This is a genomic window from Candidatus Paralachnospira sp. LCP21S3_A2 (genome assembly GCF_052118925.1).
Lineage (GTDB): Bacteria > Bacillota > Clostridia > Lachnospirales > Lachnospiraceae > Lientehia.
In genome coordinates this window covers 1-15,183 of record NZ_JBQKGG010000024.1, presented here as the reverse complement: position 1 = coordinate 15,183, position 15,183 = coordinate 1, and the positions used below count along the sequence as shown (strand labels likewise).

General features: G+C 37.5%; 11 protein-coding genes. 10 read left to right on the top strand and 1 reads right to left on the bottom strand.

Annotated elements, in window-relative coordinates:
* Positions 1-117 precede the first annotated feature (117 nt).
* A complete protein-coding gene (locus tag ACTQ3K_RS12070) occupies positions 118-1,014 on the top strand; it encodes a helix-turn-helix domain-containing protein (protein ID WP_441568120.1) in 897 nt (298 codons plus the stop codon).
* 90 nt (positions 1,015-1,104) lie between these two features.
* On the opposite strand, the gene ACTQ3K_RS12065 is transcribed toward ACTQ3K_RS12070, so the two are convergent.
* The gene (locus ACTQ3K_RS12065; RefSeq protein ID WP_441568121.1) at positions 1,105-1,968 is read right to left on the bottom strand and encodes an AraC family transcriptional regulator; all 864 of its coding nucleotides are present in this window, start codon (positions 1,966-1,968) and stop codon (positions 1,105-1,107) included.
* Positions 1,969-2,169: 201 nt separating this feature from the next.
* Here ACTQ3K_RS12065 and ACTQ3K_RS12060 point away from each other — a divergent pair, with 201 nt between their 5' ends.
* The 9 genes from ACTQ3K_RS12060 to ACTQ3K_RS12020 all read left to right on the top strand — a co-directional run bounded on the left by ACTQ3K_RS12060 (position 2,170) and on the right by ACTQ3K_RS12020 (position 15,060).
* Positions 2,170-5,208 (top strand): glycoside hydrolase family 2 TIM barrel-domain containing protein, encoded by a 3,039-nt coding sequence (locus tag ACTQ3K_RS12060; protein ID WP_441568122.1) that lies wholly within the window; start codon positions 2,170-2,172, stop codon positions 5,206-5,208.
* Positions 5,209-5,375: 167 nt separating this feature from the next.
* Positions 5,376-6,773 (top strand): MFS transporter, encoded by a 1,398-nt coding sequence (locus ACTQ3K_RS12055; protein ID WP_441568123.1) that lies wholly within the window; start codon positions 5,376-5,378, stop codon positions 6,771-6,773.
* 81 nt (positions 6,774-6,854) lie between these two features.
* Positions 6,855-8,132 (top strand): galactokinase, encoded by a 1,278-nt coding sequence (locus ACTQ3K_RS12050; protein WP_441568124.1) that lies wholly within the window; start codon positions 6,855-6,857, stop codon positions 8,130-8,132.
* A 31-nt stretch (positions 8,133-8,163) separates the two neighbouring features.
* Entirely contained in the window at positions 8,164-9,156 is a 993-nt protein-coding gene (galE, locus tag ACTQ3K_RS12045) for a UDP-glucose 4-epimerase GalE (protein ID WP_441568125.1), read from the top strand.
* A 23-nt stretch (positions 9,157-9,179) separates the two neighbouring features.
* Positions 9,180-10,670, top strand: coding sequence for a UDP-glucose--hexose-1-phosphate uridylyltransferase (gene galT, locus ACTQ3K_RS12040; protein ID WP_441568126.1), 1,491 nt, complete (start codon positions 9,180-9,182; stop codon positions 10,668-10,670).
* A gap of 261 nt (positions 10,671-10,931) precedes the next feature.
* Positions 10,932-11,732: an AraC family transcriptional regulator gene (locus tag ACTQ3K_RS12035; protein WP_441568127.1), complete on the top strand. Its 801-nt coding sequence runs from the start codon at positions 10,932-10,934 to the stop codon at positions 11,730-11,732.
* Between the two features lie 161 nt (positions 11,733-11,893).
* Positions 11,894-12,706, top strand: a complete 813-nt coding sequence (locus tag ACTQ3K_RS12030; RefSeq protein ID WP_441568128.1) for an HAD-IIA family hydrolase — start codon at positions 11,894-11,896, stop codon at positions 12,704-12,706.
* Positions 12,707-12,738: 32 nt separating this feature from the next.
* Positions 12,739-13,287 carry a hypothetical protein gene (locus tag ACTQ3K_RS12025; RefSeq protein ID WP_441568129.1) on the top strand — a complete coding sequence of 183 codons (549 nt, stop codon included), beginning with the start codon at positions 12,739-12,741 and terminating at the stop codon, positions 13,285-13,287.
* Between the two features lie 483 nt (positions 13,288-13,770).
* Positions 13,771-15,060, top strand: a complete 1,290-nt coding sequence (locus ACTQ3K_RS12020; RefSeq protein ID WP_441568130.1) for an ATP-binding protein — start codon at positions 13,771-13,773, stop codon at positions 15,058-15,060.
* Positions 15,061-15,183 lie beyond the last annotated feature (123 nt).

Below are 15,183 nucleotides of genomic sequence, written 5' to 3'. Positions count from 1 at the left end.
GTTCAGTACCTGATACATCGAAATGCTCATAGCTGTGGCTTATTCACTGAGATATGAAAGGTTGAAAAACCTTGAATTTTCAATAAAAAACACTTGATTATATGAGGAGGTAGATGGATGGATCTTATCAAAATTGGAAAATACATTGCAGGTAAGCGAAGGTCATTGGGGATGACACAAAAGCAACTGGCAGAGAAATTAGGTATGAGTGATAAGTCTGTTTCTAAATGGGAGCGAGGAATCTGTTTGCCGGATGTATCAGTATACTTAGAATTATGCGAAATATTAGGTATTAGTCTTAATGAGTTCTTGGCTGGTGAAGATATTGAGATAGATAATATTGAAAAAAAATCAGAAGATACATTGATACAGATAACAAAGGACAGTGGTCGCAAACAACGATACTTAAAGAGAATCATTATAGTGCTCCTTATTGTAGTGGGGATATTTATGGTTACTTTTGGATTCGTCGTATGTAATAAATTGCGACAACCACAAAACTATGTTGAAGCAGTAGACTCAGATAGTATAGAAATGAAAACCGCTGAATTGTTATCGGGAATTGATGGAACAATGATGTTTCGATACAATTCAAGGGATACATTCAAAACGTTATCTATTTACTTGTCAGAATATCAGTTCGGACAACAAGTTTCACATAAAAAAGTTTTGGAACTTTCCTATGAAGATGTGAAATCTTCCACGAATGGATTGATTGTCATTACACCGGATTTTGATAATTTTACTGCAAAGCTCATCGCAGCAGATAAATATTCAAAATATATGACAGAAATACCAATTTTGGAGGGAGTTGCAAACAGGGAATATTATGGAAGATCAGCAACGTCTATTGAAAACAAATGCAAGATAGAGTATGGAACAGAGCAAGGATTAGCGGCACTGATTTATGGAGAAAAGGGGTTAAGTTCGTTGCCAATACAGGATATTACAGGGGAGTATATAGATACCGATAATGAGTACATGTATTACTATTCGGTTGAATTCATAAAATAGCACTAATAAAAAGAAGAGGATGTCACGTAATCTGCTTTGATTCGGTGGTATCCTTTTTTGGCATTTGTTTTTTTACGGGCATTATAGATTTCATAACTTATTTCTTGTTTTTCTGTATTCTCTTGGCGAATATCCTTTCAGCTTGTGAAAAAGCCGGCTGAAATAAAGCTGGTTGTCATATCCGACAATCTTAGAAATCTCATTGATGGAATAAGTTGTTGTTTCAAGTAACATCTGAGCATTGTTGATACGGATTCCCACAATGAATTGCATTGGTGTAGAACCGGTATATTTTTTGAAATTTCGAATAAACCAGCTGACACTCATGCCTCGTGAGGCAGCATAATCATCAATATTGATATTTTGATTGTAGTTTTCACTGAAAAAGGTAACAGCATTATCCATCTCATGATCAAGATATTCATTTTTTAATATGTGCGCTCTTGTCAGTTCCCGGTGGAAGCTAATCAGAAGATGACGTAGCAAAATGACAAGCATTTCCTCATAATTATCTTGACAGCGTTGGAGCTCGATAATAATACGTTTGAAAATTTGTTCATATTCATTAGATGTACCCACTTGAAAGACACGTTCTTTATCCGGAAACCCATATTGACGTAAGATATTTTTCACATTGCTTCCTGTGAAGTGAATCCAGTATACTTCTGTCTTATCTTTTCCGTAATATTCATATTTCTGAAGTTCTTTCGGTCTGTAAAGTACAATGTTGCCGGCTGGAACAATCGTTTCGTTATTTACATTATCAAAATAAAAATGCCCGCAACCTGCGGTAATATATATGATCTGATAGTCAAGACGTCCTCTTGGACGGTAGGTTGGGAGCTTGGGATGACTGGAAAGGCGGTAAGTACCACAGCTACCTACAATCAGTGGAAAACTTTTGTCTTTGAAATCTATATGTGAGTGATTTAGATAACCATTATTCATATACATGGAGCAGCACCTCTTTTCATACTTTTTATTATTGTATCATTTAGTGTATGTTTTGTCTAATCAAATTCATAGACATATTTTGCGGATTAGGATAAGATAGATTTAGAAAAACAAAGAAACGTAAATATAAAAGTAAAGAACAATATTTGCTACAGGGTAACTAAGTACAAAAAATGTATATATATTGAAGGAGGGGGATTTATGATTGTACCACGTTATTATGAGACTTTAAGTGTGCTGCACGAAAACACAATGCCAGCCAGAGCCTATTATATTCCGGCATCCAAAAGAATGGATAGCCTAGTGGAACACAGAGAAGAATCAGATCGTATGCAGTTATTGAATGGGGCTTGGAAATTCCAGTATTTTAACAGCATCTATGACATTCAGGATTCTTTCTTTGAGAAGAATTATGATACAGAAAATTTTGATGAGATTCAGGTTCCGAGTGTATGGCAGATGGCAGGATATGATACGCACCAATATACAAACATCCGGTATCCGTTTCCGTTTGATCCACCGTATGTGCCACAAGATATTCCATGTGGAGCTTATGTACATACTTTTGATTACAGCAGAGATGAGAAAGCATCAAGAGCTTTTTTGAACTTTGAAGGAGTAGACAGCTGCTTTTATGTGTGGCTCAATGGCTCTTACGTAGGATACAGCCAGGTTTCTCATATGACAAGCGAGTTTGATATTACTGAACTTCTTCAGGATGGAGCGAATACTATAGCCGTATTGGTAATGAAGTGGTGTGATGGCTCTTATCTGGAAGACCAGGACAAATTCCGTATGAGTGGCATTTTCCGGGATGTATATATTTTGAAACGCCCAAAACAGGCAATCAGTGATTACCATATTAAAACAAGAATTGAGGATATGCTTGCGAAAGTAGAAATTGAAATGAAATTCTACTCTCCGTTAAATGTAAAAATTTCGATTGAAGATAGAAACGGAGCAGTTGTAGCACTAGGAAGTATTGCTGAAGAAGGAACAGCTGTATTAGAAATCGCAAGTCCTGAACTTTGGAATACAGAAAATCCATATCTATATAAACTGATTCTTGAAACAGAGAACGAAGTAATTGTAGACCACATTGCATTAAGAAAGATAGAGATTAAAGACCAGGTTATTTATTTAAATGGACAGAAGATTAAATTCCGTGGTGTCAATCGACATGATTCCGATCCGGTTACTGGATTTACAATCAGTCCGGAACAGATTACAACCGATCTTACGTTGATGAAGCAGCATAATTTTAATTCGATCCGTTCCAGCCACTATCCGAACGCACCATTTTTCTATGAAATGTGTGACAAGTATGGATTCATGGTGATAGATGAAGCAGATATTGAAGCTCATGGTCCATTTATGATCTACAGAAAAGAAGACACCGATTACAATCGGTTCAAACGATGGAATGAGATGATTGCAGATGATCCGGCATGGGAAGAGGCAATCGTTGATCGCGTAAAACTCATGGTGGAACGTGACAAAAACCGTTTCTGTATTGTTATGTGGTCAATGGGAAATGAGAGTGCTTATGGCTGCAACTTTGAAAAAGCACTGGAATGGACAAAGCATTTTGATCCAGACCGCATCACACAATATGAGAGTGCAAGATACCGTAATTATGATGAAACATATGATTACAGCAATCTGGATGTGTACAGCCGGATGTATCCGGCGCTTTCCGAAATTCAGGAATATCTGGATAAAGATGGAAGCAAACCCTTCCTTTTGGTAGAGTACTGTCACAGTATGGGAAACGGACCTGGAGATTTTGAAGATTACTTCCAGATGATTCAGGATAATGATAAAATGTGCGGCGGCTTTGTCTGGGAATGGTGTGACCATGCGATTGCTCATGGAACTGCTGAGAATGGAAAGACTATATATGCTTATGGGGGCGACCATGGCGAAGAAATTCATGATGGCAACTTCTGTATGGATGGATTAGTATATCCGGACAGAACGGTACATACAGGACTTTTGGAATACAAGAATGTTTATCGCCCGGCAAGGGTTATTTCCTATGACAAAGAAAGCGGAGAACTGGTGCTTCATAACTACATGGATTTTGATGACTTGAAAGATTATGTGAAGATCAGTTATGAACTGACGCAGGACGGGCTTGTAATCAGCAAAGGTAAACTTCCAGAAGTTTCAGCAGCACCACACAGTGAAGGAAAAATAAACATTAAAATCAATGTGCCAGAGAGTGGAAAATGTTATTTGAAATTTATTTACCATCTGAAAAAGGAATTGCCACTGTTGGATGAAGACCATATTCTTGGATTCGATGAAATTGAGGTAAGCAAAGACGGTGCAAAATGTAAACTTGCTGAGAAATGGCTACAAAAAACAGCAGTGGACTCTGAGTTACAGGTAAATGAAAATGATACACAGATCCATATCAAGGGGCGTGAATTTGCTTATACCATAGACAAACGTACTGCACTCTTTACAGAGATGAAATTCGCAGGGCGGGAATACTTGAACCATCCGATGGAGTTAAATATTTGGAGAGCTCCAACAGATAACGATATGTACATCAAGTCTGAATGGAAGAAAGCCCATTATGATAAAGCTTATACAAGAGCTTACACGACAGAGGTCGTGCAGGGAAAGCATGGTGTGAAAATTACAAGCCATGCATCCGTTGTGGCAAAGACAGTCCAGAAGATTCTTGATGTGACGATCACATGGAAAATAGAAGCTGCTGGAAAGATTGATGCAGATATTGCAGTAACAAAAGATGATGAATTTCCGGATCTGCCAAGATTTGGTGTGAGGATGTTCCTGGATAAAAAACTTTCAGCTGCAAGATACTTTGGAATGGGACCGCAGGAAAGCTATTGTGACAAACATCAGGCTGCGAGCCACGGCTTGTACCAGGCAAATGTAGACGATTTGCATGAGGATTATATTCGCCCACAGGAAAATGGAAGCCATTATGATTGTGAATATGTAGAGCTTAACAACAGCCGATATGGAATTGTGGCATCCGCGGGAAATGCATTCTCATTCAATGCTTCTTATTATACGCAGGAAGAACTTGAGAAGAAAACACATAATTATGAACTGACAGAATCAGATAGTGTAGTATTTTGCATTGACTACGCATTAAATGGCATTGGTTCTAATAGTTGTGGTCCAGTTGTATTGGATCAGTACCGATTTGATGATGTATTATTCCGGTTCCAGTTTACACTGATACCGTATGTAAAGGGATAATAAAGTTTCCTGTAATCCGTAAACAAGGAAGGATAGTCTGATTGCAATGTAAAGTCTGGATATACAGAGCAATCAGACAAAAACAGAGAAAAAATTAGAATTAGACATCATACGGTTAGACATATTGAGATTCTAAGTGCGATGAAGATGAGGCGGAAAGAAATTCGATGGAAGAAAAAAAGTATTTGAAATGGTATAATAAAATTGGATATGGATCAGGTGATATTGCAGGTAATGTAGTCTATGCGTTCCTGACATCTTTCATGATGGTCTATCTGACGGACTCAGTAGGACTTGCTGCAGGTGTCGTAGGTACCCTGATTGCCGTATCAAAACTATTTGATGGTTTTACGGATATATTTTTTGGATCAATGATTGACAAAACACACAGTAAAATGGGAAAAGCGAAACCCTGGATGCTATATGGATATATTGGTTGTGCCATTACGCTGGTCTGCTGTTTTGCAGTACCGGTCAGCTTGAGAACAACGGCCAAATATGTATGGTTCTTTATCTCTTACACACTGTTAAATGGTGTGTTTTATACAGCAAACAATATTGCTTATTCAGCACTTACGTCACTGATTACAAAGAACAGCAAAGAGCGTGTGCAGATGGGATCTTACCGTTTTATTTTTGCGTTTTCAACAAGTCTTCTGATTCAGGCAATTACAGTTGGATTTGTAGATAAATGTGGTGGAGATGCTGCAGCATGGAGAACGGTTGCTATTATCTATGCAATCATTGGTCTTGTCGTAAATACGATTTCAGCACTTTCTGTTAAGGAACTTCCGGAGGAAGAACTTAACGAAGGAGAAGTAAAGGATGATAATGAAAAGTACGGAATGGTACAGGCATTCAAGCTTCTTGTTAAAAACAAATATTACATGATGATTTGTGGAGCATATATTTTACAGCAGTTATATGGTGCCATGATTGGGTCTGGCATTTATTACATGACATGGTTACTGAAAAATAAGAATTTGTTTGGACAATTTGCATGGGCAGTAAATATTCCACTGATCATTGCCCTGATTTTCACACCGACATTAGTTGGTAAGTGGAAAGGTATGTATAAACTGAACTTAAGAGGTTATGTCTTAGCAGTCATCGGTAGAGCACTTGTTGTTGTTGCTGGATATATGGGCAGTGTTCCGCTGATGATGGCGTTTACAGCTCTTGCAGCCTTAGGTCAGGGACCATGGCAGGGAGATATGAATGCAGTTATCGCATCCTGCTCTGAATACACTTATCTTACACAGGGAAAGAGAATTGACGGAACGATGTATTCTTGTACTTCTCTTGGTGTAAAAATTGGTGGAGGTATTGGAACCGCTGTTGTTGGATGGATGCTTGAGTTCAGTGGATATGTCGGAACAAATGCAACTCAGCCGCAGTCTGCACTTGATATGATGCAGTTCATGTATCTTTGGTTTCCGTTAATCTTTGATGTATTGATTATGTTTGTACTTTCAAGAATGAATGTAGAAGATGCAAATAAAAAACTGAAAGCAGAAAAAGGAATCGCTGCAGATGAAGTAACAGATACATCAGACATAAATTAGAATTGACAGGAAAAAGTGTTGTCTGATTGTTGTTCGATGAGACAGTGCTTTTTCTATATATAAGGTGATCGGGGTGGTATTATGGAAATTAAAAAAACAATCGAATTATTGAATGGAACTTTTTTCGATAATAAATTAACAGAATTATATGTTGATTTGAACCGGATTCCATATGAGAAGGAACGATATCGAAAAGCAATCGACAGTTACAAGACATTTTTTGGTGAAGGTGAAATAGAGATATTCAGTGCACCTGGAAGAAGTGAAATAGGTGGGAACCATACGGACCATCAGCATGGGGAGGTACTGGCCGCATCCATTAACAATGATGCAATCGCAGTTGCAAGAAAACTGGATGAACCGATTGTAAAAGTGATGTCAGATGGATATAGTGATATGAGTATCATTCAGCTGGATGAGCTGGCGAAAAAAGCAGAAGAAGGTACCACGAATGCACTCATCCGTGGTGTACTTGCCAAGATGAAAATGGATGGTCATGCAATTGGAGGATTTCAGGCATATGTGACCAGTGAGGTGTTGACCGGTGCAGGCCTTTCTTCCTCAGCTGCTTTTGAAACACTTATTGGAACGATTCTTTCCTATATGTACAATGGTGGTGAAGTTAATCCGATAGAAATTGCCAAGATTGGTCAGTATGCAGAAAATGTATATTTCGGAAAACCATGTGGTTTAATGGATCAAATGGCATGTTCAGTAGGAAGTCTGATACATATTGATTTTGCAGATCCGGAAAATCCGATTGTGGAACAGCTGAAGTTTGATTTGAATACATATGGATATAGTTTATGCATTACAGATACGAAAGGCACTCACGCAGATTTAACCCCAGACTATGCAGCAATTCCACAGGAAATGAAAAAGGCAGCGGAATGTTTTGGAAAAAACTTTTTAGGAGAGGTATCCAAGGAAGAGATTATCAATAATATCACACGGATACGTGACTGCGCTGGTGATCGTGCTGCACTCAGGGCATTACACTTTGTATGCGAAAATGAGCGTGTCAAAGAGGAAGTAGATGCACTAAAAAAGAATAATTTTCCACAATTTCTGACCAAAGTGAAAGAATCCGGAGATTCTTCTTTTAAATACCTTCAGAACGTATATACATGTCACGATGTGCAACATCAGAATGTGTCTATTGCATTGGCATTAAGTGACGTGATATTTGGAGAAAAAGGCGTGTGTAGAGTACATGGAGGAGGATTTGCAGGAACCATACAGGCATTTATTCCCAATTATCTGGTGTCCAACTATCAAAAAGAGATGGATAAGATATTTGGAAAGGGTTCCTGTGAAGTATTAAAAATTCGTAAGTATGGTGGCATAAAAGTTTTATAATCATAAAAACAAAGAAAAGGAGAAATGATCTATGAGTAGCATTTTAGTATTGGGCGGAGCAGGTTATATTGGTTCTCATACTGTATATGAGCTGATTGCGGCAGGAGAAAATGTAGTAGTTGTTGATAATCTTGAAACAGGTTTTCATAAGGCTGTTCACCAAGATGCAAAATTTTATCAGGGAGATATCCGGGACAAGGCATTTATAGATTCTGTATTTGAAAAAGAGGAGATCGATGGAGTTATTCATTTCGCAGCCAATTCACAAGTTGGAGAGAGTATGGTAAATCCACTCAAATATTACAACAACAATCTGTGCGGAACAGAAGTATTACTAGAAAGTATGGTCGCACATGGCGTTAACAAGATTGTTTTTTCTTCGACAGCAGCCACATATGGAGAACCGGAACGTATTCCTATACTTGAAACAGACCGCACAGTTCCAACAAACTGTTATGGCGAAACAAAGCTTTCCATGGAGAAGATGTTTAAATGGACAGCCAATGCCCATGATTTACGTTTTGTATCCTTACGTTATTTCAATGCCTGTGGAGCACATCCAAATGGAAAAATAGGGGAAGCCCATAATCCGGAAACGCATCTGATTCCATTGATCTTGCAGGTACCTAATGGGAAAAGAGAATATATTTCTATTTTTGGAAACGATTATGACACAAAAGATGGTACATGCGTAAGAGATTACATTCATGTGAATGATCTTGCGCAGGCTCATATTCTAGCCATGGAATATTTAAGAAAAGGCAATGAAAGTAATATTTTTAATCTTGGTAACGGAGTAGGATTTACAGTAAAAGAAGTTGTGGAAACAGCTAGAAAAGTAACAGGACATCCGATTCCGGCAAAGGAAGAACCTAGACGATCAGGAGATCCTTCAACACTGATTGCATCTAGTGAGAAGGCAAAAAACATTCTTGGGTGGAAGCCTAAATTTGATGACCTAGAGACAATTATTACAACGGCTTGGGAATGGCATAGAAATCATCCGAATGGTTATGAAGCATAATATGAGTAGGAGGAAACGGTAAAATGATTGATCAGCTGATTTCTGAACTGGTGGCTTATGGACTAGAAAATGGACTAATAGATGATGCAGATAAAGTGTATGTTACAAATGGCTTATTGGAATTGTTTCAAAGGCAAGATTATCAAGAACCGGAGAAACTAGGAAAACCGAGAAAATTACAGCTCATTTTGGATGATTTGTTAGAGTTTGCGTTGTCACAGGGAATTCTTGAAGATGATACAGTGACAATGAGGGATCTTCTCGATACAAAGATCATGGGTATTTTAACACCTGCACCGTCCGTGGTAAGAAAAATTTTTGAAGAAAAATATCAGGTATCCCCAAAGGCAGCAACTGAATTTTATTATCATTTCAGCCAGACTACAAACTATATCCGCACAGATCGGATTATAAAGGATGAAAAGTGGGAGACCGATACAGAATTTGGCAAGATGGATATCACAATTAACTTGTCAAAACCAGAAAAAGATCCAAGGGATATTGCAAAAGCTGGAACTGCAAAAAAATCTGGATATCCGGCGTGCCTGCTCTGCAGGGAAAACGAAGGGTATGCAGGTCACCTCTCACATCCAGCAAGACAAAACCACAGGATTATACCAATTACTCTGTGTGGAGAACAGTATTATTTGCAGTATTCACCATATGTGTATTATAATGAACATTGCATTATATTTAATAAGAATCATATTCCGATGGCGATTAATGAGATGACTTTTAATAAACTCCTTGATTTTGTTAAGCAGTTTCCGCATTATATGGCAGGTTCCAATGCAGATCTGCCAATCGTAGGAGGATCTATTTTGAGTCATGATCATTTTCAGGGTGGCAGTTATGTCTTTGCTATGGCAAAAGCTCCTTACGAACAGGAATTTGACTTAGAGAGATATCCCGATATACATGCAGGAATTGTAAAGTGGCCGATGTCAGTGATCCGTTTGCAGGGGAGAGCAATGGATAGTATTGTAGCGGCTGCAAATCATATCCTTACGAAGTGGCGTGGATATTCGGATCCAGAAGTTAATATTTTCAGTGAGACGGATGGTATTCCACACAATACAATTACGCCGATTGCAAGGATGCGTGGAGATTTGTATGAACTGGATTTGGTTTTGCGTAATAATATCACAACTGTTGATTGTCCTCTCGGACTTTTCCATCCGCATGCTGAATATCACCATATCAAAAAGGAAAATATTGGACTGATTGAAGTTATGGGACTGGCTGTATTACCTGCAAGATTGAAGAAAGAGATGGCAGAACTAGAACAGGCAATTCTGAATCATGAAGACCTGAGACAGAATGAAGCAATGGCTGCCCATGCTGAATGGGCAGAGGGATGGATACCAAAATATAAGATTACAGATAGTAATATTCATTCTATCATACAGAAAGAAATTGGAATTGTGTTTGCGAAAGTTCTGGAGGATGCAGGCGTTTACAAGAGAACAGATGAAGGGAAAGCTGCATTCAAAAGATTTATTGAAAGTTTATAAAAAAAGGACCACTTCATTTTTGTGAAATGGCCTTAAGAAAATATTCAGTTTTCACAAAATAGTCCTTTTAGTATTTATACATGGTAAGGATGCACAAAATATTCAGTGTAGAATACTAAAAGGTCATTCAGATATTTTTTTAGGTTGCTCATTTGCAATTCCTCCTTTCCTTATTTACAAGTTGATTATAAGATAGGTGTAAAAGGATTACTTGCCAAATCGAAAGAAGATATAGACAAATGTTGCAAAGGGGAGTATTTCATGCAGTTAAAATATGTTGACACAAAAGAGGAGATCATAGCAATAAATAGGAAGTCAAAACATATTGAACCACATCTTCATAATGCGCTGGAGATTGTTTGTGTAACAAGTGGAGCATTAGAGCTTGGTGTCGGACAGGAACTATATCATATGGATAAAGGAGATATAGGCTTTGTATTTCCAGATGTTATTCATCACTATCAGGTACTGACACCCGGTGTAAATAAAGCGACTTATCTGATTGCATCGCCATTTACGATTGCCAAATTTGCAGATATTATGCAATCCATGGCTCCTGAATATCCGATCATCAAAGCGGAAAAGGTTGAACCGGAGGTATATAGGGTTATAAATGCGATTTTAGAGACAGAACAGTCGGATATTACTGTTGCACAGGCATATCTTCAAATTGTGTTGGCATGCTGCATAGGAAAATTAAATTTGGTAGAAAAGAGTAATGTGGGGAGCAACGATCTTATTTACCAGACAGTTTCCTATATATCAGCAAATTTTAAGAAGAAATTTTCGTTGGAAGAGATGGCAAAAGATCTGGGGGTGAGCAAATATGTTTTATCCAGACTCTTTTCCAAAACATTCCATAGAAACTTTAATCAATATCTTAACAATGCAAGGCTGAACTATGCATGCCATCGTTTGGAAAATACGAGTGATTCTATTACAAACATTTGTCTGGATAGTGGATTTGAAAGTCAGAGAACATTTAACCGAGTATTTAAAGAAAGATATAAAATATCACCGAGTGATTATCGGAGTACTTGTGTGAAAGAGATGTTGTCATAAAAGGTACTGTTGGTAGAAATATTTACTTCAATTTCACAGTACTATGTATTTGATTTTATGTGTGGATGATATTATATAAAAATATTTGTAGAAAATAGCGCTTTATTTTATTATGAAAAGAGCAAGGTGTATTCTAAAGAAACAAGAAAAGAAGGGCGCATGTGAACATGAGAAAATCCATAATCGATTTTAATGAAAAAAAAGGATTCATCTGTGATATGGATGGTGTGATTTATCATGGCAATCAGATATTGCCAGGTGTTCCAGAATTCATCCAGTGGTTGCATGATGAAAAGAAAGAATATTTATTTTTGACAAATAATAGTGGATATACACCACGGGAATTAAATCAGAAACTGGCAAGGATGGGACTTGATGTGCCAGAAGAACATTTTTACACCAGCGCATTGGCAACAGCCGCTTTTTTAAAGGAACAGGCGGCAGGCTGTTCAGCATTTGTGATAGGAGAAGCCGGTCTCTTCAATGCACTTTATGATGTAGGCATTACAATGAATGATGTAAATCCGGATTATGTTGTTGTGGGAGAGGGACGCTCCTATTCATTGGATACTTTAACGAAAGCAACGAATTTAGTTCTGAAGGGAGCTAAGTTGATTGGAGCAAACTCGGATGTTTCCGGACCGATCGAGAACGGAATCGCTCCTGCCTGTCGTGCATTGATTGCACCCATTGAAATGGCAACAGGTACACAGGCATATTTCTGTGGGAAACCGAATCCACTGATGATGAGAACAGGATTAAATATGCTTGGATGCCATTCGGCAGAAGCTGTAATGGTTGGGGATCGTATGGATACAGATGTGATTTCAGGAATGGAAAGTGGTATGTCTACTGTATTGGTTCTCTCTGGATGTTCAACGAAGGATACCCTCAAAACTTATGCTTATCTTCCCACAATGGTATTGAATGGAGTGGGAGATATCGCCAGTATGGCAAAAGCAAAAGAGGAATAGTGTGTATAGGCAAGTACAAGGAGGTAAAGTATATGATGAAACTTGAAAATTTTGTAGGAATGATGACAGGACATTTTGATAATAAGGATCAATTTAAGAAAATGCAGGCAGAGGGGAAAACATACCCATATGCGGAACATGTAAATACAATCTGTAATGACAAAATAAATAACCTTCCCGAAGATTTCAAAGGAAAATTTGTTGTTGAAGAGAGTTATTATGAAATTAATGGGAAACGTCATGCATCTCCACATCTTTTCCTTATCACGGAAATAGAACAGGGAATTTTACTTTCTTCTTATGAAATTCCAAAAGGAGAAGATAAAAATACATTTTCATATGATTCTATGAAGAATGTTGATTACTCTAAACTAGAAAAATCTGAAAAATTTACCCCGGCACTTTATCATGAAAAGGACAGAATCTGGGAGGGAGGCAGCACAAGCCAGTTCTCTCCGGTAATGACATTCAAACTTTGGGAAAAGTTTTCCAACAATTTTCTGGAAGTATCGGAAAGCATGGAAGTTAATGGAAAGAGAACTTTTGGATATGATGAACCAATAATTTATAAGCGTGTATAATCAAAGGTCTGCATAGTTATTTCTCAGTAAAAACGACGGTTCATGTCCATAGACTTTTGAAAAATTTGGTTTTGATGAAGTATTTGGAAGAAGTGCAGTTATGGAGCTTCTTGAGCTAAAAGCTTCAGGTGTTTCAAAACTTCTTTCCAATTTAGTGCGGGCAGATATTATTGAGCCAGTATTCGATCACGGAAAAGGAAAATATAAATTCAAGAAGTAATTTAACAGATTAAGTTCATTGAACAAAAAAGCCGTTATGGGCGAAAATTTTCAATGAATATATCGTATGATAAAGAGGTGTTTGCAGGTGTGCAGCACCTTTTTGAGTTATTGGGACAAAGATAAAAATATTTTCACTGAATATTTTAGCCTTTTTAGGCTATAATTTTCAGTGAGAACTTGAAAACCAGATAAAAAACATATATAATATTGATTGAAAAAGCCTAAATGGGCAGAAATTCTCAATGAAATGGAGTGGGCTTTATGGAAATTAAGCGTGATAGTTACCTTGAGCAGTTGATTTCATATCGTTTTGACGGCTTAGTGAAAGTAATTACCGGTATCAGGAGATGTGGTAAATCCTATCTTCTCAAAAATATATACCGAGATTATTTAATTGAAAATGGTGTGAAAGAGGAGCAGATTATTACAATTGAGCTTGACCTTGCGAAAGATATTAAATATCGTAATCCGCTTATTCTTTCATCTTATGTAAGAGAGAAAGTGGAAAAGAGCAAAGATGAGTATTATCTTTTCGTTGATGAAATTCAAATGTCTGATGAGGTGGCTAATCCATATAATCCGGACGGTAAGAAAATTACTTTTTACGATGCCCTTAATGATTTGAGAGGTTTATCAAATTTAGATGTTTATGTAACCGGAAGCAATTCAAAAATGCTTTCCAGCGACATTCTTACTGAATTTAGAGGACGAAGCGATGAAATAAGAGTACATCCACTTAGTTTTGCGGAATATTACTCTGCTGTTGGTGGGGATAAAAATGAAGCATTTGATGAATATGCATTCTATGGCGGTATGCCGCTTATTTTGTCAAGATCTAATGATACGGCTAAGATGAATTATCTGAAATCACTTTTCTCAGAAGTGTATATTAAAGACATTGTGGAACGTAAGAGAATTGAAAGGCAGGATGTTCTGGAGCAGATTTTAGATTTGCTTTGCTCATCAGTTGGCTCATTAACAAATCCGACCAAAATTGCAAACACTCTGAAGTCGAAACAAGGGGGCGGTGTGTCTGCTAATACAATTCGGGCATATATCGGACATTTGGAAGATGCGTTCCTTTTTTCAGAAAGTAAGCGATATGATGTAAAAGGAAAATCCTATTTTGATTCGCCAAATAAATATTACTGCGAAGATATTGGACTTAGAAATGCAAGAATAGGTTTCCGTCAGCAGGAAATGACTCATATAATGGAGAACATCATATATAATGAGTTGAATATCAGACAGTTTTCTGTTGATGTAGGTGTTGTTTATGCAAGGACACTCAGTGAAAAAGGCAATTCAATTCGTACTCCAAGGGAAATAGATTTTGTTGTAAATTCAGGCGGAAAACGAACCTATATCCAGTCAGCGTATGCGATGCTGACTGATGAAAAAGCAGAAGTAGAACTTAGACCATTTATGCTTACAGGAGATTCTTTCCCTAAAATTGTTGTAAGGAAAGATATAGGAAAGCGCTGGTATGATGATAACGGCATTTTGAATATCAATGTGATTGATTTCCTTTTGGATAAGGAGCTTATATAAAAAGAGCATATAGTGGTCCTATGTCAAGATTTAGTACAAATTAAAATGAGAAGTTCTGCCTGCTAAGCAGCAGACAGTAACATACCCCTCTCATACAGCTTTTCATATTCGTCAGGTGATACA